Consider the following 23,915-nt stretch of genomic DNA (forward strand, 5'->3'; position numbering starts at 1 on the left):
GAAAACGGTTTTTGTGGTTCAACAATAAGCTACTGGCTATTGCGGTTCGTAAATGATGCCGGAGGAGGAATCCTTGGACGCCCCTGTGACGGAGCTCAACACATTGGTTTCATTTACCATTTTTAGCACGCCCATCAATGCAAATACAACGGCTTCTTTGAACGCTATGATTTCCGCAGGCGGGATGACCAATTTCCCCGTCGTCCCCAACTGCTCCTGCAGGACCCTTATCAAATAGCCGTTCATTGCACCTCCACCGGTCACCAGCATACTGGCCTCTTTTTGGGAGCGGTTTAAATTGACCTGTACAACTATCTGTTCGCATATATGATGGATACAGGTATGCAACAAATCCTTTGGGTCATTATCGTAATGATCCAGAATAGGCACTACTTGTTCCATGAACCATTCAAATCCGGTTGATTTGGGAAAGGGTTGCTGATAATATTCTAGCTTGTTCAAATCATTTAAAAGTTTGGGAAGGAGCCTTCCTTTTTGCGCCAGTTGTCCCCCATCGTCGTAGGGTAATCCGATCTTTGCCGTGATGTGATTCAATACCATGTTCGCGAGACCGATATCGTAAGCGATTCGCCGGCCTTTGTGCTCAAAAGAAATATTGCTGATTCCTCCCAAATTGAGGCAAAAATCGTATGCATGGAAGAAGTGGCTATCCCCTATGGGAACCAAGGGGGCACCTTGGCCTCCCAAGGAGATATCCTTATTCCTAAAATCACAAATAACTTTGTACCCAGCGGTATTGGCCAGGTACTGCCCAGAGCCCAACTGATGGGTAAAGCCAAGTTCTGGTCGGTGATGGCTGGTATGCCCATGACTCGCAATAAAGTCTACTTCAATTCCGGCACTTTGAATAAAATCCTTTACCCTTTCACCCAGCCAAATACCATATTTCACATCAAAAGCCAGGAGTTCACTGGCAGATAGATATATGGATTTCCTAAGCTGTTCTTTCAATCCATTGTTATACGGTATGCCTTTGGTCTTCTTGATCTCAAAATCCCACCTATCGCCTGTTCTCCAGATATGACAATAGGCGATATCCAGGCCATCCAAGGATGTTCCCGACATTAAACCAATTACCTTAAACGTCTTCATTTCAATCGATTTTCAATATCAGGGAAATCGGTCTGCCCTCCGAATTCAAAACTTCTTTGATGCTGTTCAGCTGTAGGGATGATTCCCCGATGATGTTGACCCAATCTTCCAAAGTCCTCGCATACCACTCGTGGCCGTCCCTAAAATTACCGGGTAGCCCCTGCCATGAATCGGAAATCAGTTGACTTTTATAATCCAGTCCATTATCGAACATAAAAAAGGGGTGCAGCGTTTGAATCAAGATCTTACCTTCCGTATGCAACTGATTTTTTGTGGCACGCAAAAGATCGGTAAGGCCTTCTTTTTGATAAAGACAAAAGTTGAATACCGCGATGTCGAAAGGAGCTTCTGGTATGGGCTGTCCCTCCATGAGATCCTCATAGGACATTTGGTGATAGGACTCAGGCCCTTTCGATCGGGCTGCGACCAATAGCGGCTCGATGGCATCTATTCCTACCGCTTTTTTTCCCATTTCCGTTATGGCCCTTGTGAGCCATCCCTCTCCACAGCCTATATCGATCACCTTATCCCCAGCAAGGTTTTTTAGTTCGCCAACAATGGCCTTATTGGTAAATCTCCTGGACCCGATTTCTTCGTTGGCAATGACTTTTATCCATTCCTTGGCGTTTTTGTTCCAAGCGTCTATGATCTTTTGGTTCATCATATCCTACCGTTCTAAAATTAATTAAGCGTAAACCATGATTGTACATAAAAGGCCTACAACAAAAACAGAGGTTGTAGGCCCAGTAAACTAAAACTAACTCAAACCGCTATGCTATAGTAGTTTATATGCTCGGGTCATCTGGGGTATTCGGATTACTGTTTCTCTCCAGATCGGGATACGGATAGAAGTTGCGGTTTCTTTCTTCCGTGTAGATCATTGATGTCCCACTGGGTTCCGGTCTACCGAATCTCCTGCTGTCTTCCAAGCTCATACCTGTCAAGAAGAGTTCTGCCCTTCGATTTTTATATACTTCCATCAAAATGGCCTCTGATGTTGACGCACCGGCATAAGGGCCTACATTGGCATTGATTCCGAAAGGATCATCGGTATCGGTAAGCACTTCGTTCAAGGCGGCCACGGCAGCACCAAGGTCAGGACCCGACTTTCTGATATTTGCCTCCGCCACTATCAAATTCATCTCATCCGGAATGTAAACAGGTATGGAACCGGTATTTACGTTGAAAAAGCCCGCCAAGTCCTCAATCGGCAATCCGTTTTGATTGGTTTCGTCCAAGGGCACCAAATAGAAAGCGTTACGCCCATCGGCAGGATCGAAGACAAATTCGGACGGGAGGCCAAAATTATCCCTTGGCTTAAAGTTGGGTGCATTGTTCAGAAAGACACGGCTCCAAATGGGATTCAAATTGATGGCATCATACTCAAACGTGGACGTGCTTGTAAGGTCCACGCTGTTTGCAGCGGTTATTGCGGCTTCATAATTTCCCGCGAACAGATTGTATCGTGCGAGCAATGCATTGATGGCATTGCGGACATCGATATTCCCTAAGGTTACGGCATTGATGAACTCCTGTGAAACGGGATTCTCATCGATGGCACTTTTTGCTTCGTTCAACAAAGTAATGGCCGTTTCATAGCCAGATACCCTTGGGACAAATTCAGCCTGATTATCCGTATTGGAGACAACGATGACCTGTTCAAAATTCTGTGCCAAATTTCCTATGGCCAAAGCCTTGAACAGTTTGGCATGCGCTATCAGGCCGCTCTGTGTTCCTGCCTCCAATTCAATGGTTCCTGCATTGGCCTCGATATCCTCGGCTATTTTTATGATGCGCAACATGGAAGACCATAAGCCCTGCACATTTGAATTGAAATTGGGCAAGCTTGTTCCGCCATCCTCAAGTTCGATCATATTCTGGAAGGTGGTCGTAATACCGCCTTCCCGCGTCGTTATCGCAGGGGTTTCCACGGCCCATCGTACCCCCGTGGTCGAGTACAACTGTTGTAGTCCGACGGATGCCGCGAGAATACCTTCACGGGATGAAAAGGTTTCATCTACCGTTGCGGCATTGGGATTGTCGAAATCGGTCTCACAAGAAGCCAATAGTACTATTGACATCAGTGTTAATACGGTGCTGTATATGTTATGTTTTTTCATCGTTGTTCTTTTTTAGAAGTTGACATTTATACCTATTTGATATGTGCGCGGGATAGGTACCCCGGCAAAATCAAATCCTCTAACTCCATTGCTCTGTCCGGCAGAGTTGATTTCAGGGTCCCAACCACTGTAGTCATCCCAAGAAATCAAGTTCCTGCCCACTAGACTGATCTTCAAATTATCGACCCCTTTGAACGGTTCCCTTAGATTATAGCTTAGGGCCAATTCCCGAAGCTTTACAAAAGAACCATCCTCAACAAATTCCTCGAAAATACCTGCCTGTGCACCTCCGAAACCTTTAGGTCGGTTACCCAATAATTCCTGGCCTACATTGAACCCGCCTCCAAAGATGACGTTGTCCAACAATCTTCTGTTCCAGTTGAAGACATCGAATCCTTGAACGGCATCGAACTGGACCCTAAAGGAAAAGTCCTTATAGGTAAATTCATTGATCAGGGAACCGAACCATTCTGGGTTGGGATCACCGATCACTTTCGATGTGGAACCATCTTCCGTGACCCCCGTAAAGGGATATCCATTTTCATCCAAGGAAATACTTCCATCGGGATCGCGAGCATAGAACTGTCTGTAGAATACACCCAATGGTTCACCTTCGATGACAAAGTTGGTCGAGAAACTGCCCGCGAGCGCAAACTGCCCTCCACCGGCAACATTGGTAACCGTATTCTCATTCTTGGAGTAGGTGGCGGTAATGTCCCACGAAAAATCCTCTGATTTTATGGGGGAACCCTTTAAAAGAATTTCCAGACCCTTGTTCTCCAAGTTGCCCACATTTTCTATTCGGGAAGCGAAACCGGTCGATGGGGCAAGCTCCCTGGGCAATAATAGATCCGTGACATCCTGCTTGTAATAGGTCGCTTCGATACCCAGTCTATTGTTCAAGAACCCGGCGTCAAAACCGAACTCTATTTCCTCTTGCCGCTCCGGCGCTATATTCAAATCCCCCTGTTGGGTACTTGGAATCAAACTTGGAGAGCCATTGATGGCTGCCGGATTGAGCAAGGTAAAACGCTGAAATGCCGTAAGTGCGGTAAGGTTCCCCGCCTGTCCCCAGGAGGCCCTTACTTTAAATGTGCTAAAGGCATCCCCAAAGGTATCCTCCCAAAAGTCCTCCTCGGAAAGAATATAGGACAGACTCGCCTTGGCATAGAGCTGGTTGCGCTCGTCCTCGCCAAAAGTAGAGGCACCATCCTGCCGCAACGCACCGTTGATATAGAGTTTGTCCTTATAGCCAAACGATTGTTGGATAAAGGCACCCCAATACGATATCTGTGATCTGCCCTCTCCTTGGGCCAATATGCTGCCGCTTTCCGCGGTTTCCACGATGGGCGGTAGTCCGTCGGCGCTGATGCCTATACGGTCAAACTCCTCATACTGCCAAGATCCGCCCAAGGTAGTTGTTGACGTGATCGCTTCATTGATATTGGTTTTATAGGACAGGTTCAAATCACTGTTATATTGAAAATTGTTGATGTCCGATCTTCTGGCAAATCCGTTCCCGTTCGGTGACGTATTGTTGATGGGGATAAATGCCGTAGCGGATTGATTGAAATAATCCAATCCCAAGGTATAGTTGGCGGAAAGCTTCTCGGTGATTTTGGCGTCCAATCCGATACTTGTGATGAAACGGTTGACCTTTTGTCCGAAATCAAAGCGGTTGACCGCTTCCAGAGGGTTGGTCCGTGGAACTAAATTGGAGGTAACGGGGTAGACACCGGATTCATTGGGAAAGGGGTTGATCGAGTTATCGCTGAACACAAAGCCAGTAATGGCCCCGTAAGCAGCATTGATACCGCCGTTGGGAATATCGCTACTTACACTTCGCACGTAATTCAGTCCTGCATTTACGGTCAGCCAATCAAAGGCCTTCTGGGTCAAATTCGCCTTAAAGCCGATACGCCGAAAATCCGTGTTCTCTATGATTCCCTCGTTGTCCAAATGGGATGCGGAAAGAAAATAAGAGGTCTTCTCATTGCCCCCGTTCATGGAAATATAGTTTTCAACACCGAATCCCGTGCCGAAAAATTCATCCTGATAGTTGTATCGAGTTGCCGGAACTGTCTCCAGGTTATTCCTATCGAACGGGTCGACCCATGATAGCGGGACCGTGTTATAATCTATTTCTTTACGAAGTTCATTGACCCTTACATTCGTGGAAAAACTGAACCTTGGTTCCCCAGATCTTCCCTTTTTGGTAAATATTTGTACCACACCATTACTGGCCCTAGATCCATAAACGGCTGCCGCAGCGGCACCCTTTATGATTTCGATACGCTCGATATCGTTTGGGTTCAAGTCGGCCAATCTGTTCTGTGCATTACCTCCTAGGTCGATCAACTGGTTACTTGAATTGCTAATAATGATCCCATCCACAATATACAAGGGATCTGAACTTCCCAGAACGGTGCTGGGGCCCCGCAAACGAATGCTTATCCCTCCAGCAGGGTCACCTGAGTTTTGTTGGACCAAGGCGCCGGTGACTTTTCCGGAAATGGCCTGGTCTACAGCAGTGGCACCATTATTCACCAAATCCTCCGACTTGACCGAAGAAATGGAATTCCCCAAGGTACGCTTGTTCACTCCTACCGTAGAACCGGTAACCACGACTTCGTCCAAGCTCAAAAGGTCTTCTTGAAGCATGACGTCCGTTACCACGTTCCCTTCCGAACCTATGGTAATCGGCACCGTCTTGGTGGTGTACCCTAGATAACTTACCTGCAATTGATAGCTCCCGCTGGCCACATTTCCAGTGAAGGAATACTTTCCGTCAAAGTCGGTTACTCCCCCAATGGTAGTATTCTTGATAAATACGGATGCACCTGGAATCGGTGCCCCATCGCTACTATCGCTAACCGTACCGCTAAAGGAATAATCCGATGTTTGTGCAAATGCGAAAGCACTTGCGAACAGCATCAGAAAACCGGCCAGTCTGGATAGGATCTTGTTGTGATTTAAACTTCGTTTTTCCATTTTACACTGAGTTAATTAATTGATTTCGAGAATTAATGTCATTTTTTGAAAGTTGTACGTTTCCATAAAAGTAACCAAAAAATGATAACTTGCAATATTTTGCCGTTTTAATTTGCAATATCTCGAAATTATAAATTAATTTTCAGTTATATGGCAAAATCCTGCTACATTTAATGCGAATAGTACCAAACCAACCTATACCAACACCATGCTCAAGGAAGAAAGACACCAACTGATATTGAATGAAGTAGCTTTACATAACCGGGTCTTATTGGCCGATATCGCTGAGGTTCTCAATGTTTCGGTGGACACGGTCAGAAGGGACGTGATACAACTGGATACCGAAAAAAAGTTAAAAAAGGTGCACGGTGGGGCCGTTTCCCTGGCCTATGCCAATAATACCGGGGAACAGACCAAAGTCTACGCGATCGAAAAGAAAAGGACCATTGCAAAGAAAGCGGTGCAATTATTGCGCAATGGCAATATCATTATCATTCATGGGGGAACGACCTGTTTGGAATTTGCCAGGAACATTCCCGAAAAAATGAGCCTCACCTGTTTCACCTTGAGTCTGCCCATTGCCATAGAATTGTGCAAAAAGCCAAAACTGGAGGTCATTTTCTTGGGAGGCACCATAGCGAAAGAGTCCCAAATTGCGTCCGGTGGACAGGCAATCCACAATTTGTCGAAGATCAATGCCGATTACGGCTTTATCGGAACAGGATATGTCGATGCGAACTATGGGCTAACGGAGTTTGATTGGGAAAGTGTCCAGGTCAAAAACGCGGTCATTCAGGCTTCGAAGAGTACGGTCCTCCTTACGATATCGGAAAAGCTGAACTCAAGGAACCGATATAAAACCTGTGAGATGAGCGATATAACTACGATGATTACGGAACTGGAGCCTACCGCTAACATCTTGGAAGATTTTAGAAATACCGGTGTTGATGTAGTTTGATCTACATACGCTATGGTGTGCATCTAAAAGGAGGTTTTCATTTTCTTTTTTGTTGGCCCAGCGTTGGATGGAGCAGGGATAACAAATGCACTGACCAAGCTGGGGCGTTTGTACTATTTTCCTCCACGCAATCGGGAATATCAAATTCCTTTTAGCGAAGGGGTGAGGAAAATATGAAAGGAAGCAGTCGCACAAATGGCATTTTTTGCAGTTTGTTTCCTTGACCTTGCACTGTTGGGCCCAAGGATATGCAGCTATATTTGGTATTTAGATGGGTTTAAAGGTTGATACTATTTTAAAATGAACAGTTACTTCCCGGCTTTACCCTATATCAGATGTTCCGGAAAACAAGGGACCCTCCCTTTTTTGGTTCTCTTCTCCATCAAATGGATTAAGCTTTAGGTAATCGGTATAGGCTATTTTAAGTAACAAACTTTGTTTCTTTTCGTCTAGTTTGAAACCACCGACCACTATGAATGGACTCAAAGAAAAAATAGTACCACAAATTCTTATCATCTATATAAGGTATTTACTAGGTGGTGCATTCGTTTTCGCCAGCCTGATCAAAATAAAAGGACTTCGTTTCACCTCGGAAAGTGGAGCACTGGAACCAATCGGTAGCGCTTGGCATTTTTTTGAGACCATGTACCAATCCGGATTGTATTGGAAGTTTATTGGGATGGCGCAGTTGATAGCGGGATTCTTGCTTATGACCCAAAGATTCTCAAAACTTGGAGCATTGATCAATCTTCCGATCATATTGAATGTCTTCATCATTACGTTGTCCTACTATTTTGCCTATACCCCTGTGATAACCGGATCAATGTTGTTCGCAAATCTTTTGCTTATCATTTGGGAATGGAATGAAATCAAGATACTATGTAATCTACCTCCTAAGTTGGATAAAATCGTTAGGCTGGAGAAAGATGTGCTTTGGCAAATTCTCGGGTTGTTCTTATTCGCCCTCACATTCATATATAGGCTATTGGTTGACAAGTATAACATGGCCTTTTGGTTGCTGGTTTGTTTTTCGGTTGGCTTTGTGGGTCTCATAATGGGCCTACGGAGGGAAAGGAAAAGAAAGATATATCCCCAAAAACAGGCTTATTGATGATTTCTGACCATCTGAAATACCTGGATTTCAACTGATTTTGCTTTATGGCTTTTAGCGGTCCCATCTTCGTTCTAAAGCCTTTTGACCATTGTATCAAGACTCTTGGTCCCTGTTCCATTCACAAAAAACCAACAAGGTCATCCTCACGCCATCTGGGTGAAACCTTCGTCCTGTTTGGATGTACCCTCTATGCAACAGCGGGCCGTTATTCAAGTCTTCCACTATGGATTGGCCTTCTTCTCCCAATCCTGTATATAGGTATCCAGATGGAGCAAGATATAATTGATCTTTTCCAATGTGAATTGTTGGGAATCGTAACTGCTATCCGTGGGGGCAAGCTGGCCATTTGCCCATGCTTTTGTTTCCTTGTGCTTTGGATGTCTAGGTTTTTCCATGATCCTTAAAAAATCATAAAACCCCGCTAAACCACCAACGTTTTCCGGAGGGCAGCCCAAGGCGCCGGCACAACAGACAGGGAAGGGGATGGCCAAATCAGGAATAATCATTTCCAAGGTCAATACATGTTGCCAGTAATCGCCAAAATCGTATAGATATTCCAATTGCTGTCCCTTATGTTGCAGTACGTCGCCAATGGTGATTGTCTTTGAATCGATGATCTCATTTGGGCCATTAAAACCATCGTCCTCAAATTGTGGGCCAATACGATAGCTATCCATCGAGAATTCATACAGATGATTGTTCTTCCATCCCATTACAATCTGAATGATGTGGTGTAGCCTATTAAACTTGGTTTCGGATGAGACCAAAAATTCACGCCATATGTTTGGTGAGGTTCCATCCAATTCGATGCGAAACTTGAAGGTTTTGTTCACTGTACAATGTTTGCTTAATGAATTGGGCCCAATTTTATAACAAAACAAGCATAAATAAAAATGGTATCGACATGAATTCCCGAGATGGTGTTTCTAGCAATTGATTTGATGGGGATCAGGTTGTGGCCTATATGATGCCCAGAATCCTTGAGGCTCCCCTGGACCAGCGAATGGGTAAACATCTATACCTGGTGTGGACTTCAATTTGCCAAGACCTTCGAAAAAACTGGGCGAATTCTGGCCATGGAGGAGGTAGCACCCCAACAATTGTCCAACTATGAGAAAGTCCTATTGCAAAAATTGAGGGTATGGATATATGAGAAGCGTAGACAGGCCTTACGGGACAAACTAAAAGCTACAAAGCGTTCAGAAGCTAACCCTTCCAGTAACAATCAAGCATCATTGTTCTAAACCATCCAAAAGGTGCTTTCCCATACCATTCCAAGGGAACTGGGGGATTATGCTATGGGCCATCGCTTCCTTTGATACATTGTGCTTTAACCCATACGGAAGCCGTCCACACGGATTTATTTTTCTTCCTTCCTTCGCAAAGCCTTCTTGGAACTTTGCTTTGTAAGGCCGCAAATCCGTCCGTCCGCCGGTCAAATTTTAAGGGTCCCGTAATAAAAGAAGCCCCGGTTGTTTTTCGGGTCATCGAAAAACAGGGCAGTGCCCGGTGCCTTCCAATCAGGACACCAAGGACTTCACTCGCTCAACTTCCCGTACGCTCCCTTGCCCTTGGGTCTGAAGGAATGCCCAAGGGCCCTTATCGAACCTGTCAAGGCCAGGCTTTGTTCTGTCCGTAAATAGGGTTTCCACTTCCTTGAAAACCTTGCCTGCCCTTGGCACGGCCAAAGGTTTTGCTACGTCGCGGAGCCTCCCGATTTCCTGTCCAGAAGCCTTGACAGAACCCCCTTCTTTTATAATGCTGCGCATGTAAGAAGCAAACAAACGCCCCTTAAAATTTGGGAGACGATGACCAAAAAAATAAGGGGAAATCTTTAACCCTGTTTGCCGATCCATACCAAGGGGAGGACGGCAAACCTTTAAAACCTTTTTATCATGAGTACATTGAGAAACAAAGTACAACTTATCGGAAACGTGGGACAGGACCCCGTGATCACCGATCTGGACGGTGGAAAACGTGTGGCGCGGCTGACACTGGCCACCAACGAGCACTACAAGAACAACCAAGGGGAGCGCATCACCAATACCGAATGGCATACCGTCATCGGATGGGGGAAGCTGGCCGACATCATCGAGGGCTTCGTGACCAAGGGCAAGGAAATTGCCATCGAAGGGAAACTGACCTCCCGTTCCTACGAGGACAAGGAAGGGAACAAGCGCTATGTCACCGAAGTGGTGGCCAGCGAGATCTTATTGTTGGGCGGAAACACCAACGAGGGATAAGGCCAAGGGGTGCCCAAGCCAAAAGCTTGGGTGCCCCTTCCTTTTTTGACCCATAACAATACAAGTATGGAACCCAAAGTCAACGAAATACAGATCAGCTATCGGGAGAAGCTCAGTACCCTGAAATCGCTCTCCCTGACCAACTCCAAGGAAGTGGCGCAACTGCTCTTCAAGAACTGGGACGCCGACACCATCGGTCTGCACGAGACCTTCAAGGTCTTATTGCTCAACCGCTCCAACAAGGTCAAGGGCATCTACCCGCTCTCCCATGGGGGCATCACGGGCACCTTGGTGGATGTCCGCATCCTCTTTGCCATTGTGCTCAAGACCCTGTCCGTGGGGATCATCCTCGCCCACAACCACCCCTCCGGACAGCTCAAGGCCAGCGAACCCGACAAACAGTTGACCCAGAAGATCAAGGCGGCGGCACAACTCTTCGATGTCCATGTGATCGACCATATCATCCTGGCACCCGATGGACGTTACTACAGTTTTGCGGACAACGGCATCCTATAAATGTTGTAACGATGACCGAAAAAGATAGGATACACGAAGCCGAAAACAGAGAAACAAGCGACCTCGACCCAAGGGACTATCCCGATGGGTTTGACCCCGAGCTTTACGGTTTGTAGCAAAACAGGACAAACCTTATGAATGCCTGCCCTCTTTCAGAAGGCTCGGGCAACAATTCGACCCAATCATTATGATTGGGTTTTTCTGTGTTCAAGGGATTTATTTTGCTATTTTTAAAATGCTGAAATACAGCTACAACTATGTACGGCAATCCGATTTGACTTTCCCAAGGTCCGTACGATCTGATTTGACTTTTTAGAGAAGGTGCAACAGGTTTTTTAAACCATGATGTGCGATTCATTTTTGTCCCTGCGGGACGAAAAGGAGAAGCAAGAGGGTAGCACGCTCGCGCGTCCTACCGATCATGATTGCTGCGCAAGGCCCCTGTTTATGGGGTTTTGGGAATGAATGAAATTAAGGGCGTGTTGGTTTTTGACTAAAAAAGGCCTTTGGCCCAATAAAATCAAGACGTTTTTGACTCAAAAATGGATAAAGGGTACGAAAAAGAGGGGTTCAGGACCATTCGTGTAAAAGGCTCGGTGGCCCTGAAATTTAGACGGTTCTCCAGCAGGTTCGGGAAATCCCGATCGATGACCTTGTTGCTTATGGTACACTTTTTTGAACGCCATGGCATCGATCCGGACCAACATCTTGGAGAGACCATCGCCAGTATGAAACTTTTCATGAAACGCCGCTTCAATGCCATGGTCGCCATCATGCGCAGTATCGAAAAGGAACAGACCCTGCCCACCGTGGGGATGATGCAGGCCCTCTTTGAACAGGAACTGGCATCCGATGACGAGGAATGGGACACTGATTTTGATTTTATCGAGCAGCAATTGACCGAGGCCAGACCACCTGTGGAACTGGAAACATTCGATGGGGAGGTCACCGTGCCCAAGATCCGGTATGACCGCCTGCTGGAGCAAATGGAAGAGCTCAAGGAGGATTTTGCCTATGTGCTGGACCAGGTGAGCGTGTACCATAACCGTTTTGGCAAGGACCACCTCAAATTGGACCTCAATCCCGAGGCCATTGAAAAATATAGAACAAAACTTAAAAAGCAATAACAATGTACATCGCCATCACACGACAACAACTGGGGGACAATTTTCGAGGGAGTGTCCGCGACTTTGTGAATTATTTGGAGAAAGAAAACGAAGGGAAAGAGCAGGGAGAGCAGGAAGGGTATTTCAATCAAGAGGAAAACAATATTGATGCGGAGCGGGTCATCGCCGAGATCGATGCCAATACCGCCAAGCTGAAAAAAAAGGAACCCAAATTCTATTCCTTGGTAGTCAGTCCGTCCCAGGGTGAGCTCAAACATATCGGGGACGACCCCGAGAAACTGAGACAGTACACCCGGGAGGTCATGAAGGCCTATGCGGTGGCCTTTTACAGGGACCGGGAAGTAACGGTCAAGGATATCCTCTATTTTGCCAAGCTGGAACGGGAGCGCACCTATTCCGAAAAGGACAGGCAGGTCAAGGAGAACCAAGTGTATGCCTCCCAAATCTTGGAACTGCAGCATCAGGTCAGGGCCATCAAGGAAGGTCGGGAGCAAGGGGATATCGCCCAGCTTCAGCAGCGGATACAGGTCTTGGAACGGGAAGCCCCACATCAACAGAACGGCAAGCGTATCGTACCTGGTATGGCCAAGGAAGGCCACCAGAGCCATATCCATATCATCGTCAGCCGGATGGACAGGACCAATTCCCATAGCCTTTCCCCGGGATCCAAGTTCCGTACTTCGGAAACCACCCTCCATGGGCAGCCCGTCAAACAGGGCTTTGATAGGGATAAGTTCTATCGGGCCGCGGAAAAGACCTTTGATAGGCAGTTTGGGTACAAGCGGAACTTTGTGGAGACCTACCACGCCCGAAATCTTCTGGACAAGGATCCCAAACGGTTTTTTTCGGCCCTGTTGGGATTGCCTGCAAACGAGCGCCAAGCGGCCCGTCAATTGTTATTTAAGGCAGGTATCCAGGTGCCCACTATTCCCACCAACAAGGCCCAATTGGCCTACAAGGCCATGATGCAGCTCAAAAAGGGCATAGGAAAGGCCTTGGAATCGGGGTCTATTGGAATATAAAGGGTAGTGCTATGGAACACATGGGATGGATAGAAATAGGAATTGGTTTGTTGCTAGGGGGCGGTATTTCCGTTGTGGCCAATAGGTATCTCAAATATGGATTTTTCTATGTCATGGGGGTTTGGATGGTATTGGTCATCTCCGATGGCGGTATACAGGGCTGGGACATCCTTTTGAAACAGTCCTTGGTTCTATGGATCCCTTTGTTTTTCGTGCATTCCATCATCTATGGGCTGGTGGATTACCATAAGGATACAGTCAAACCATCCAAGGTATTCGAGGTCAAATTGAAGGTCAAGGGCAGGCCCCTGGTGCTGGGGAATATCCGTCGAGGGGTATCCGTGATGGCCTCTGCAGGTAGCGGGAAGACCGAAAGTGTCATCTATGGATTCTTGAAGCATTTTAAGCAGCAGGGTTTTTCCGGGATCATCCACGACTACAAGGATTTTGAGATCACGGAAATGGCATGCCCCCTTTGGAAAGACCAAAAGGTGCCCTTCCGTATCGTGTCCTTTGGACCCATTTATCATCGGGTGAATCCCATTGCCCCTCGATACTTGCCTGATGAGGAAAGTGTGCACGAGGTGTCCCGTGTTCTTTTGGAAAATTTAATGGAACACAAGGATTCCGATGAAAATAGTACCTCACGCTTTTTTAAGGATGCGGCGGAAGGTTTGATCAGTGGGCTCATCTGGCGGCTTAGGACAGATTATCCGGATTTTTGCACCTTGCCCCATGTGATGGCCCTGTACCAACAATTGGGTACCAAAAGCTTGATAAAGTTCCTGAGGGGGAACCTTATTTCACGGACCATGGCCGATGCCTTTATCAGTGGGGTAGGGTCGGAGCGGCAGACCGCTGGGGTGATGAGTACTCTGGCCAATGCCATCAAAAAGATCAGTACCCGGAAAATATTCATGGTGCTGTCCGCCGATGAGATTCCCTTGGACATCAATAATGCCGAAAACCCTTCGGTCATTGCTTTGGTGAACAATCCCCAAAAAGATGCTTCCCTATCACCAGTAATTGCCACCATTACCCATACCATATCCAAACAGATGAGCCAACGCAACCGAAAACCCTCCTTTATGCTGTTGGAGGAGGCTTCCACCTTACGGCTATTGAACATGCACCGCATCCCGGCCACCCTGCGGAGTTATGATATTGTGAGCGTCTATGTGCTGCAGGACAAGGTCCAGAACGATATGATGTACGGGGAGAAGGCCAGTAAGGCCATCCTGTCCAATTTGTCCTATCAGTTTTTTGGAAAGGTCAATGACCCGGACACCGCCCGTTACTATGAGCGGTTCTTTGAGCTGGTAAAGATACCCACCCGAAGTGTGAGCAAGAGCTCAGGGCTCAACTTGGAGCGACGGATTACGGAAGGGGAGAAGGAGGTGTCCAAACGCAGGGCGGAGGTGTTCTTTCGGTTAGTGCAGGGAGAGTTTGTGGTGTTCGCGGATGGGAAGGATAGAAAGGTACGGTTTCCAAGGCCGGTAATCGAACGGGGTTTGCCCAAACCTCTGGATATTAAGGAAGGTGATTTGGAGAGACATTATTTGAAGGTGCATCGGGAGGTGAGTTCTGTTTTTAAGTAAGTACCATCCAAAAGACTCCTTTTGAAATATATCTGCAGGTTAGCTGGGTCATTCCTTTAAAAACGAATCCTCTTGGAAGGTATGCGTTGGCACCCGGGTCATGATGATATGCTCTGTAATTGCCTTTAAGGTCTTACCTGTAATGGGATGTAATCCGGGGGCGGTATAGTATTCAGTCTCATCGTTACTTTTGGTGTAATACCATATTAGTGGTTGTCCCGTCTGTTCTGAAAAAAATTGGGTCGCCATATCCACTTCTACTTTTTTGAAACTTTTCATTTTAATGGGATCCATAGGTACGATTGGGGTCCCATGTGTTGATAAGGGTCCTGCATCGCAGGATATTGGGACATAAAGGGTGTCGGCCCATGTCATACAGTTTGCATTGGTGGTACTTTTTTCTTCCTTGCCTGGCCATAGATATATAATGGACATAATGGCTATCGCCCCCCCTGCCATTATAAAAAGCGGGTTTCTCCTTGTTGTTTGCGGAGTGGTCGTTCCTAGGCTATTGTTTTCTAAGGATTTTTCCTTGACATAATGGGCAAAATCGTTATGCCCCAGATAGGTACATAGTAAATCGATGCTGTCTGCCTGTAATTTGTAGCCCGTATTGGTTCGGGTCACATATTTGTCATAGGCCCTTTCCAAAGTCTTGGAGCTCAGGTTGGTTTTTGATGCTACATGGGTAGCCAAGGCAAATCTTGTGTGTGAAACAGTTTCCCGTTCCGCCTTTCTAAAGACATCCCTTACCAAATTTTCGATCCTAGTGTCTTCCATATCGCTTAAAAATACAAAATTCCTAGTGACGAATCCTTGAGGGGTTCCCTCGTGAGCCCTTGTTATCACTGGTGTCTAATACTTGTCGAATACAAGTCCGATCCGTGTCTGCAATCCAAAGGAACACTTCAATTTAATTTGTTGCAGAAAATGGATTCTGCTATGTATTGCTAACATAGCCGTTCTAGAAAATTCATTTTTATGGGATGCTGTAATGTGACCTGTATAGGGTTCATTGGAAAGTAACCTAAAGGGTCACATGCAGTTTCCACTTTCCAACACTAGCAAAGGAGTACTCCAAACTCACAGGTGGCTGAAAAGCACCAACGCACCGGAAAATCCGGTCAGCCCCCTCTTTGTTCAACTTTAAAATTTCATAAAAATGAAAAAAGTGTTTTTGGCCTTAATGGCCGTTGTTTTGAATATGTTTATGTTCTCATGTTCCACTACCGATACGGCTGAGATTGAGAGCGAATACGACATGGTCGCTACCGAAGGAGACGACCAAGACCCAACGCCACCACCACCTCCGCCACCACCCGGAGGAGGAGATCAGTAAGAATAATTTTACTAATTTGAGCCATGTCTGGAAATCAGGCATGGCTTTTTTAATAAACTAACCTCTTATACTTGGAACGGTATATATTGCTGATCATAGCGACGATTTTTGTTTCTTGTGGCCCACCCAATAAGAACGGGGCCAATGATTTATCTGATGCTTACGACAGTATTCATAGGTACTATAACCTTGCCTTACAAAAGGATATTCCACTGCATCAAAAAAAGGAGAGCATAAATAGGGCTCTTTATTTGGCAAGGAATCTAAAGGAGGATTCTATTTATGGAATGTTGATGTATCAAAAGAGTTCCTTGTTATTTCAGGCAGGGTCTTTCGATAGTCTAGTGTTGCATCATGACAGCTTCATTACAGTGCAATCCCGATTTGGTAGGCCTAGATTATCGGGATCCCATTACTACCTGATGGGGTACTATTATGACCAGATTCAATCTGATTATCGTAAGGCATTTGAAAATTACAGTGCTGCCAAAAGCCAATTCGAGTTGGCAAAGGACAGCAGCTGGACAGGGAAGTGCCTATTGTTTATGGGGGTAATCCAGAAGAACCAAAATGATTTTTTTGGGAGCAAGGAAACCGTGACCGAGGCTCTTCAATTTTTTAAAGAATCTCGTGACAGTACTGACATTGTCCAATGTTACGGGCTCTTGGCCACCAATCACAGGAAGTTATTGAACTTTGAGGATGCAGTATCTTACTATACCAAGGCGATTAACAGTAGTAGCTCCATGTATGATAAGATAGCATTTGAGAATAATCTAGCTGCCGCTTATATTGATGATGGAAGATATGAAGAGGCAATAGTTCTTCTAAATAGAATCAAGGGTCATCTAGGATTGGATTCATCAGCAGTGGTTTATGCAAGGATATTGGATAATTTGTCCTATGCCCAATGGCTCCTAGAAAAAAAGGATGTTGAGGCTTCATTTTTGAAAGCCCTTCAAATCAGAAAGGAAAAAAAGGATTGGCGCGGGCAATTGGCAAGCTTTACCCATCTTGGTGAGTTTTATCTGGAAGATAGGCCCAGTAGGGCAAATGCTTATTTTGATACTGTCATTCAGGTGGCCCAAAAAATCAAAGTACCACGGGCGGAGACCGATGCATTGAAGTTCCTAATGCAGCTAAACCCTGAAAATGTAAAACTCCGAGATCGATATATATTTTTGAGCGATAGTCTGGATACTAAAGAAACTATGGTCAAGACCCAATTCGCCAAATACAAATATGATGATAGACTAAAACAGGAATCCATATTACGCTTGGAAAAGGAAAAGGCGGAACAAGCGTTGTTGGCCACAAAAGAGCGAAATCAAAAAACCATATCCTACTTAGGTTCCCTGGTATTGTTATTGGGATTAGGTTTTGCTATCTATTTTTTTAAACAACGTACCAGACGTTTAAAGGAACAGAATGAGTGGACACGGTTGGAGGCGACACTGGAGACGGAAGCAGAGATGTCACGAAGGTTACATGACGATTTTGGTGCAGGGCTCAATCAAACCATGTTAATGCTAAATACAGATGTGGATAAGACAGCTGTCTTGGATATATTGGATGGGCTTTACCATCAAAGCCGAAACTTTTCAAGGGAGGTAAATGAAGTGGCCACTGGAGAATTATTTAAAGAAGCATTTTTGGAAATGCTCCGTTTTAGGACCCCGAGCGAAGCGAACCTATTCATGACAGGTATCAAAGAGGTCCCATGGAATGAAATGGCCCCTTTGTCACAAAAAGTGCTCTTCAAGGTAGTTCAGGAACTGATGATCAATATGGGCAGGCATAGTGAAGCCAGTATGGTCACCATTGTTTTTAAATCCACAGGAAAATCAGTCTTAATCAATTACTCGGATAATGGGGTGGGGGCATCTCCAAAGGAACTCAATGCCAAAAATGGACTTCGGAATACGGAAAAACGTATTCAGGCCATTGGAGGAAGCATTACTTTTGATTCCTATAAGGGTCAGGGCTTTAAGGCTCACATCATGATTCCATTATAATTCAAAGCATCGCTATGTTTAAAAAAGTATTGATAGCAGAGGATTTTCAGGATACCAATCAAGGGATATCGGAGATGTTGCGTGAGAAATTGCAAATTCCATTCATCCAGGACGAACTTTATTGTGATAAGGCCTTTAATCGCTTAAAACTTGCCTTGGGCCAAAATGAACCCTATGGATTACTGATTACAGACCTGTTTTTTAAAGGAGATCATGTGGAACGCAAACTCACCTCTGGATTGGAACTGATCAAAGCGGCCAGAGCGGTACAACCGGACATAAAGGTCATCGTGAACTCCATGGAAGACAATCCGTCCAAGATCAATTCACTTTTTAAGGAAAAGAAAATCAATGCCTATGTCTGTAAGGGACGGCATGGTCTTACGGAATTGGTAAAGGCGGTCCAGGAAGTGTACCACAACCGAACCTATGTTTCCCCAGAAATTGATCTGAATGTTTCCAATAATGTATTTGAACTGGAAGAGTTCGACTTGATGATCTTACAGTGTTTGGCTGAAGGGTTAACGAAAAAAGAGATTTCGGAAAAGTTCAAAAAGGAGCATATCACCCCCAATAGCGAAAGTACCATAGACAAGAGGGTCAGTAAAATGTTCGATGAATTTGGGGCCAAGAACACCAATCATTTGATTGCCAAAATGATTCGGGAGGAAAAAATTTGATTTATAGTTGGTTAGTGAATAGTTGAGTTTCCCTTGCAGATATCTGTAAGGGATTTTTTTGCTTTAAAAATAAATTTGAAACATCAATAATATCAAAATGGAACACTCACTTACCATTGACTTAGGTAGCGAAGCGCAATTTAATTCTAACAAGACTGCGTGGATGCTTAGGTCAGTCCGAAATTTCAAAATGACGGTCCTTGTATCGATTCTTATTTGCATAATAGCTCCACAACAACTAAAAGCCCAAAGTGATGGGGCAGCTATTGCAGGTGCCGTGGGAGCATTGGCATTGGTTGGAGCTGGTGTGGCAGCCGTTGAACAAATGAAGGAAAGCGCAGAGCTCACTGCAACGCAATGGGTATTGTCCAACCATCCGGAAATGTCCAGTTTTTCTTTAAAGACAGTTGATTTTGATGGAAAAAAAGTAAAGGACATGTCGTCCGCTTCTGTGATCACTTTCAAGATCCAAGAATTTGAACCAGAAGACAATCCTGTTTTGAACGGTACAAAATATGTGCTTCTTGGGTTCACCAGTCATGGATGGATCAATGAATATGGCATTGATTTTAATAAGGTCAAGTGGTTTATGATCAATAAATCAGAATGGACCAAAATGATGGTGGCTTACGCTAAAGTTGCCTCTGGAGTAACCTCCGACTTGGAAAGCGATGTTATGAATGGAAAGATTGTCAATAGAGGGGTCAGGGTTAAAGGAAAGAGTATGATTCCATTTTATAAAATGGAAGGAGACATGTATGTGGTAACAGATTACTCCAACGAAATGAAGTTTGTCTATAATGAAAGGTCCTTAGGTATTTTCTTGAAGGATACCCGTGACCTTGTTCAGATAAAGCGAGGTAGCCTTATAGAACTCCATGATTTCTTTTATGAGGAGAATTGAAACAACATCACACACTGGCCGATGCAATGAAAGTGTAGGTTAATTTGGTCTACACTTTATGGATTGCACCACTTGACATTCCCTTACAGATTTCTGTAAGGGAATGATGTATTATAGGGCTAGGTTTGACTATTAAATCAATAAGGATCGCTATGCCAGTAAAACACCTACCTACAGGAGAAGTACATAAAGGGTATAAAGTGAGCATTACGGGATGTGGATTTGATATGCGTGCAAATCCCGATCATTGGGAAGATACCACTGAGCCAATTACCTGCAAAAAAAATGGTTGTACGAACTAATCGGATGAAGCATGGGGTACTTTTTGATTTCATATGACTTAGGTGCAGCGATTGAAGACTACGGGCCCTTCATCGAAGAAATTCAAAAAATTGGAAACGCATGGCAATGCATGGAATCATTGTGGGTGGTAAAATCTAATGAAACTTCTGGTTTATTGAAGGAGCAGCTTACCCAACATCTAAATGAAGATGATAAGCTCCTTGTCGTGGGAATAAAACGTCACGGTGCCTCATATAATCTTAGCAAAGAGTGTAGCGATTTGTTATCAAAAAAAATATAGGAACATGGAACTTCAGAACCAACTTAAGGTATTGGCCGAAAAAGTAATCAAGCTCAAAGAGCAAATCGATACCGAAGAATCCACCAAACATGCCTTTGTATTGCCATTCATCAATTTATTGGGATATGACACCTTCAACCCTACGGAGGTAGTACCTGAATTTACCGCAGATCTTGGATTGAAAAAGGGCGAAAAGGTGGATTATGCGATTTTTCAGAACGGTGTCCCCATCATGATCATCGAGTGTAAGAACTGGAAAGAAAAGTTGAATGCCCACAACTCCCAATTGTTCCGGTATTTCCATACTACAAAAACTCGTTTTGCACTATTGACCAACGGAATCGAATATCAATTTTTTACTGATTTGGAATCGACCAATAAAATGGATGAAAAACCTTTTTTAGAATTCGATATCACCCAGTTAAAGGAGAATGTGGTCAACGAGATTGCAAAGTTCCATAAGACCAATTTTAACGTCGATGAGATTGTGGACAATGCGAGCTCACTCAAATATACCAAGGAAATCAAAAAGCTTATTGGGGAAGAGCTACAAGCGCCAAGCTATGATTTTGTCAGGCTCTTCGCATCTAGGATTTATACAGGCCGGCTTACTGAAAAGGTAATGGGGGAATTCACCGATTTGGTAAGCAAGGCCTTTACGCAGACCATAAGTGAGAAGGTAAATGATCGCTTGAATTCAGCGCTTCAAAAGGAGGCGGAAAAACAACAGGAAGAGGACAAGGAGCCAGAAAAGGTAAGTAAAGTCGAAACAACGGAGGAGGAACTGGAAGGGTATCGAATTGTAGTGGCCATTCTACGGAGGAAACTCTCGGTGGACCGGATTGTGCATAGGGATACCCAGTCCTATTTTGGTATCTTGCTGGATGATAATAACCGAAAACCCCTCTGTCGTTTGCATCTTAATGGGGGCAATAAATATCTGGGAACCTTTGATGAGCACAAGGACGAGTCACGGCATTTGATTGAAACAGTGGACGATATTTACCAGTTTGAAGACCTATTGTTGAAAACAGTTGATTATTATGAGGATGACTAAAATTTTGTCCATACTACTACTTTTTTGCTTTATCTCTAGCTTCAACCTTGTTACCAATGTTGAAACCAAAGTCTTTATCTGTAAAGGAAAGAGCAGTAAACGGTATCATTATTACAAACATTGTAGGGGGTTGTCCAATTGCTCGACCAAGACTTTTGAAGTTAGCTTGTCCGAAGCCAAAGATTTGGGCAGGACCTTGTGTGGCTGGGAAGATTAATGTGCTTTCCAGTTGATTTGGAATTTTAATAGCACCGGTAGATGATCGGATAATTTACGGGCCTTTTTTAACCCGTCGCATAACCGCACAAAATCAATAGCTTTTCCTTCCGTCTTGTAAATTTCTTGGGAATAAAAAATATTATCGATAGGGTAGTTGAGGTAATCTGTTCCCTCGCAACTCCATTTCAAAGTCGTCTTTTGGTTGGTAATGGCTGTTCTGTACCCTGAGTTTTTCAAAGTATTAAAAACGGGCATCTTTTCATCAACATTAAAATCACCAGCAATAATCAATGGAGTTTCCAATGAATCAATGACAAAATTGGAAAGTGCGATGATTTCACTTTCAGGGTCTTTGTTATAAGGCCTGGAATGAAAATTGATGAGAGTGAATTTTTTTCCTTCAACATATAAATCCAGTAGAAATGGCTCTCGGTCTACCAACGAATCAAGTTCTGATATAAGCCAACCTCGATTTTTAATTTTTATGTTTTTGGTCTTCCAAACGATGGCATAGCGCTCGGTAACATATTTAGGACTGTTGGTTGGGTCACTGATGACATAGTCCCATTTAGCCCCTTTTCGGTTCAATATATCGGCAAGTTTGGCAACCGCCTGGGCACCTCCAAATCCTGCAACTACTTCTTGAATGGCCAAAATGTCGGCATCCCTTACAATTTCTGCAATTTGATTGAGTTCCTTCGTGTTTTTGGTCCGTCCAAAATCTTGAATGTTCCAGGAAACCAGTTGAATTTCTTCGGTTTGAGCAAAAAGGACACATTGGAAGCATATCAGAACAAGGAAAGATATCTTTTGTAACATGCGATTGATTGGATTTTGGATAGAAAAATAAACATAAATGGGCAAATGGCTCTTACGGAAAAACGTAAGGTAATAACTGGTATACCATGTAATTTCGGACTACATAACGAATAATAAATAAACCATAGTCCCATGAAAAATTTTAAACTATCATTTGTTTTTGCTATCGTTTCCTTGTTAAATGTTGCTTGCAGTGAGGAATCCGTTACCGATGAATTTGAAAATGCAAATGGAAATGTAGAGGAGAAGTTGATCCGTAGTGTTTCATATATCTCCCCGGAAAAGCCGGAAGACAATACAACAATCGGTTTCTCCTACAATAATGATGGTAGTTTGAATACGGTCTCCGATGGAACCGATACAAGTATCTTTTTATATGAAGACAGTGAATTGAAAACGATTACCGGATCCAATGATAACCTTAATACGGAGGAATTATATCAGTCTCCCTATGATGCCTTTGACATCGGTCAAGTTGTCTCCTACGATGATAAGGGAAATCCAGAAGTGATCGAGTTTTTTGAAGAAGAGTGGGACGATGACTTTGGGGATTATATCACTAAAGTATACACCGCAAATCTGGAATATGACAATGCTCCCAATCCCTTTTATTATACCATGAAAGCTGGGGGATTGATAGCTATGCTGGACAATGTGCAACTCAACTTTTCCATGACCCCGCAATCCCCGGAAATTGTACGGGCCCGATTGCTGTATCCTGTGAACAATCTTTCACAAATAGTCTATAAAAACGAAGAAGGTGAAATGGTCTATTCCATTAATGCCAACTTCGATTATGATGAAGATAATTATCCTACTTCAGCGGATATCACTGCGGTTTCTGTAATGGACTCTGATCAAGGAGTGGTATCATTGACATTTACCTATATGGAATAGGTACAGGTGTCGAATATCTTACAGAATATGCAAACAGGGTAATAACAATTTGATGTATGAAAAAAATAGTCTTAAGTATACTCGTAATGCTGTGCTGCAAGGGTTTGAAGGCCCAGACCTGTGAAGAGATGATGGATTTCGTGAAGTCTGAGAGCTATGGCAGTACTTTCTATAGCTACGATAGTGATGCCATTTCTAAGGTTACCTTCTACAGTGTATATATGGATTATAAAACGTACTATTTTGCAATCGTATGTTTTAAAAGAAAATACGCTTACCAATGTTCAGAATATATTTATCAAGTGGCCTCGAACACCAAAATGTACTATTCCATGAATTATATGGAAAGTGCAGGTAAGGCGTTCTGGGAATATATACAACCATACAATAAAAATTTGGGATGCGCTCCAGATTTTTAACGATAAGGAATATACATCATTATATTGTAAGTTCCTTCGCAATCATCTCTGCTTGTTTCAATACCGTTTCTGTCGCCCGTTTTTGCATGTCTGGTGGATAGCCGTATTGCCTTAAAGTCCGCTTGATAATTAGTTTCAGTTTTGCTCTTAACTTTCTTTAATCAATCAATCAATGGATGCA

At 44.2% G+C, this 23,915-nt stretch carries 24 protein-coding genes and 1 pseudogene; 16 read left to right on the forward strand and 9 right to left on the reverse strand.

What is annotated here, in order from left to right; all coding sequences use genetic code 11:
• Positions 1-36: 36 nt before the first annotated feature.
• From RBB12_RS11470 to RBB12_RS11485, 4 genes are all read right to left on the reverse strand, one after another.
• Complete coding sequence (locus RBB12_RS11470; RefSeq protein ID WP_166250137.1) at positions 37-1,113, reverse strand: anhydro-N-acetylmuramic acid kinase; 1,077 nt, start codon at positions 1,111-1,113, stop codon at positions 37-39.
• Between the two features lies 1 nt (position 1,114).
• Positions 1,115-1,777 (reverse strand): class I SAM-dependent methyltransferase, encoded by a 663-nt coding sequence (locus tag RBB12_RS11475; RefSeq protein ID WP_293287543.1) that lies wholly within the window; start codon positions 1,775-1,777, stop codon positions 1,115-1,117.
• A 121-nt stretch (positions 1,778-1,898) separates the two neighbouring features.
• A complete protein-coding gene (locus tag RBB12_RS11480) occupies positions 1,899-3,233 on the reverse strand; it encodes a RagB/SusD family nutrient uptake outer membrane protein (RefSeq protein WP_166250138.1) in 1,335 nt (444 codons plus the stop codon).
• Between the two features lie 12 nt (positions 3,234-3,245).
• On the reverse strand, positions 3,246-6,224 hold the full coding sequence (locus RBB12_RS11485; RefSeq protein ID WP_293290892.1) for a SusC/RagA family TonB-linked outer membrane protein: 2,979 nt from the start codon (positions 6,222-6,224) through the stop codon (positions 3,246-3,248).
• Between the two features lie 208 nt (positions 6,225-6,432).
• Between RBB12_RS11485 and RBB12_RS11490 the strand changes: the two genes are divergently transcribed.
• Positions 6,433-7,182 carry a DeoR/GlpR family DNA-binding transcription regulator gene (locus RBB12_RS11490; protein WP_306014340.1) on the forward strand — a complete coding sequence of 250 codons (750 nt, stop codon included), beginning with the start codon at positions 6,433-6,435 and terminating at the stop codon, positions 7,180-7,182.
• 472 nt (positions 7,183-7,654) lie between these two features.
• Positions 7,655-8,293, forward strand: coding sequence for a hypothetical protein (locus tag RBB12_RS11495; RefSeq protein WP_293290501.1), 639 nt, complete (start codon positions 7,655-7,657; stop codon positions 8,291-8,293).
• A gap of 224 nt (positions 8,294-8,517) precedes the next feature.
• Here RBB12_RS11495 and RBB12_RS11500 read toward each other — a convergent pair whose 3' ends face one another.
• On the reverse strand, positions 8,518-9,129 hold the full coding sequence (locus RBB12_RS11500; protein WP_293290500.1) for a plasmid pRiA4b ORF-3 family protein: 612 nt from the start codon (positions 9,127-9,129) through the stop codon (positions 8,518-8,520).
• Between the two features lie 147 nt (positions 9,130-9,276).
• Here RBB12_RS11500 and RBB12_RS11505 point away from each other — a divergent pair, with 147 nt between their 5' ends.
• Positions 9,277-9,540, forward strand: coding sequence for a hypothetical protein (locus tag RBB12_RS11505; RefSeq protein WP_293290499.1), 264 nt, complete (start codon positions 9,277-9,279; stop codon positions 9,538-9,540).
• 276 nt (positions 9,541-9,816) lie between these two features.
• On the opposite strand, the gene RBB12_RS11510 is transcribed toward RBB12_RS11505, so the two are convergent.
• Positions 9,817-10,065, reverse strand: coding sequence for a hypothetical protein (locus RBB12_RS11510; RefSeq protein WP_293290498.1), 249 nt, complete (start codon positions 10,063-10,065; stop codon positions 9,817-9,819).
• Between the two features lie 126 nt (positions 10,066-10,191).
• Between RBB12_RS11510 and RBB12_RS11515 the strand changes: the two genes are divergently transcribed.
• The 5 genes from RBB12_RS11515 (at position 10,192) to RBB12_RS11535 (ending at position 14,802) form a co-directional block, all read left to right on the forward strand.
• On the forward strand, positions 10,192-10,539 hold the full coding sequence (locus RBB12_RS11515; protein ID WP_166250152.1) for a single-stranded DNA-binding protein: 348 nt from the start codon (positions 10,192-10,194) through the stop codon (positions 10,537-10,539).
• A 66-nt stretch (positions 10,540-10,605) separates the two neighbouring features.
• A complete protein-coding gene (locus RBB12_RS11520; protein ID WP_293290503.1) occupies positions 10,606-11,055 on the forward strand; it encodes a JAB domain-containing protein in 450 nt (149 codons plus the stop codon).
• Between the two features lie 542 nt (positions 11,056-11,597).
• Positions 11,598-12,182, forward strand: coding sequence for a BfmA/BtgA family mobilization protein (locus tag RBB12_RS11525; RefSeq protein ID WP_306014339.1), 585 nt, complete (start codon positions 11,598-11,600; stop codon positions 12,180-12,182).
• Between the two features lie 2 nt (positions 12,183-12,184).
• On the forward strand, positions 12,185-13,204 hold the full coding sequence (gene mobB / locus RBB12_RS11530) for a MobB family relaxase (RefSeq protein WP_306014338.1): 1,020 nt from the start codon (positions 12,185-12,187) through the stop codon (positions 13,202-13,204).
• Between the two features lie 11 nt (positions 13,205-13,215).
• Positions 13,216-14,802, forward strand: coding sequence for a type IV secretory system conjugative DNA transfer family protein (locus tag RBB12_RS11535; RefSeq protein WP_306014337.1), 1,587 nt, complete (start codon positions 13,216-13,218; stop codon positions 14,800-14,802).
• A 48-nt stretch (positions 14,803-14,850) separates the two neighbouring features.
• On the opposite strand, the gene RBB12_RS11540 is transcribed toward RBB12_RS11535, so the two are convergent.
• Positions 14,851-15,582 carry a hypothetical protein gene (locus tag RBB12_RS11540; RefSeq protein ID WP_306014336.1) on the reverse strand — a complete coding sequence of 244 codons (732 nt, stop codon included), beginning with the start codon at positions 15,580-15,582 and terminating at the stop codon, positions 14,851-14,853.
• A gap of 382 nt (positions 15,583-15,964) precedes the next feature.
• Between RBB12_RS11540 and RBB12_RS11545 the strand changes: the two genes are divergently transcribed.
• The 6 genes from RBB12_RS11545 to RBB12_RS11570 all read left to right on the forward strand — a co-directional run bounded on the left by RBB12_RS11545 (position 15,965) and on the right by RBB12_RS11570 (position 21,380).
• Positions 15,965-16,141, forward strand: coding sequence for a hypothetical protein (locus RBB12_RS11545; protein WP_166250160.1), 177 nt, complete (start codon positions 15,965-15,967; stop codon positions 16,139-16,141).
• Between the two features lie 71 nt (positions 16,142-16,212).
• Complete coding sequence (locus tag RBB12_RS11550) at positions 16,213-18,156, forward strand: hypothetical protein (RefSeq protein WP_306014335.1); 1,944 nt, start codon at positions 16,213-16,215, stop codon at positions 18,154-18,156.
• Between the two features lie 14 nt (positions 18,157-18,170).
• Positions 18,171-18,836, forward strand: coding sequence for a response regulator transcription factor (locus RBB12_RS11555; RefSeq protein ID WP_166250162.1), 666 nt, complete (start codon positions 18,171-18,173; stop codon positions 18,834-18,836).
• Between the two features lie 190 nt (positions 18,837-19,026).
• Positions 19,027-19,740 (forward strand): hypothetical protein, encoded by a 714-nt coding sequence (locus RBB12_RS11560; RefSeq protein ID WP_306014334.1) that lies wholly within the window; start codon positions 19,027-19,029, stop codon positions 19,738-19,740.
• A 313-nt stretch (positions 19,741-20,053) separates the two neighbouring features.
• A complete protein-coding gene (locus tag RBB12_RS11565) occupies positions 20,054-20,323 on the forward strand; it encodes a hypothetical protein (protein WP_306014333.1) in 270 nt (89 codons plus the stop codon).
• Positions 20,324-20,327: 4 nt separating this feature from the next.
• Positions 20,328-21,380, forward strand: a complete 1,053-nt coding sequence (locus RBB12_RS11570) for a type I restriction endonuclease (RefSeq protein WP_306014332.1) — start codon at positions 20,328-20,330, stop codon at positions 21,378-21,380.
• Positions 21,381-21,593: 213 nt separating this feature from the next.
• On the opposite strand, the gene RBB12_RS11575 is transcribed toward RBB12_RS11570, so the two are convergent.
• On the reverse strand, positions 21,594-22,418 hold the full coding sequence (locus RBB12_RS11575) for an endonuclease/exonuclease/phosphatase family protein (protein ID WP_306014331.1): 825 nt from the start codon (positions 22,416-22,418) through the stop codon (positions 21,594-21,596).
• Positions 22,419-22,550: 132 nt separating this feature from the next.
• Here RBB12_RS11575 and RBB12_RS11580 point away from each other — a divergent pair, with 132 nt between their 5' ends.
• Positions 22,551-23,315 (forward strand): hypothetical protein, encoded by a 765-nt coding sequence (locus RBB12_RS11580; protein WP_306014329.1) that lies wholly within the window; start codon positions 22,551-22,553, stop codon positions 23,313-23,315.
• Between the two features lie 56 nt (positions 23,316-23,371).
• Complete coding sequence (locus RBB12_RS11585) at positions 23,372-23,734, forward strand: hypothetical protein (protein WP_306014328.1); 363 nt, start codon at positions 23,372-23,374, stop codon at positions 23,732-23,734.
• A 19-nt stretch (positions 23,735-23,753) separates the two neighbouring features.
• Here RBB12_RS11585 and RBB12_RS16125 read toward each other — a convergent pair.
• A pseudogene (locus tag RBB12_RS16125) lies at positions 23,754-23,876 on the reverse strand (type I restriction enzyme endonuclease domain-containing protein); the annotation flags it as partial.
• Positions 23,877-23,915: the final 39 nt, after the last annotated feature.

The organism is Allomuricauda sp. MMSF_3307 (assembly GCF_030733585.1).
In the GTDB taxonomy this organism is placed as follows: domain Bacteria; phylum Bacteroidota; class Bacteroidia; order Flavobacteriales; family Flavobacteriaceae; genus Flagellimonas.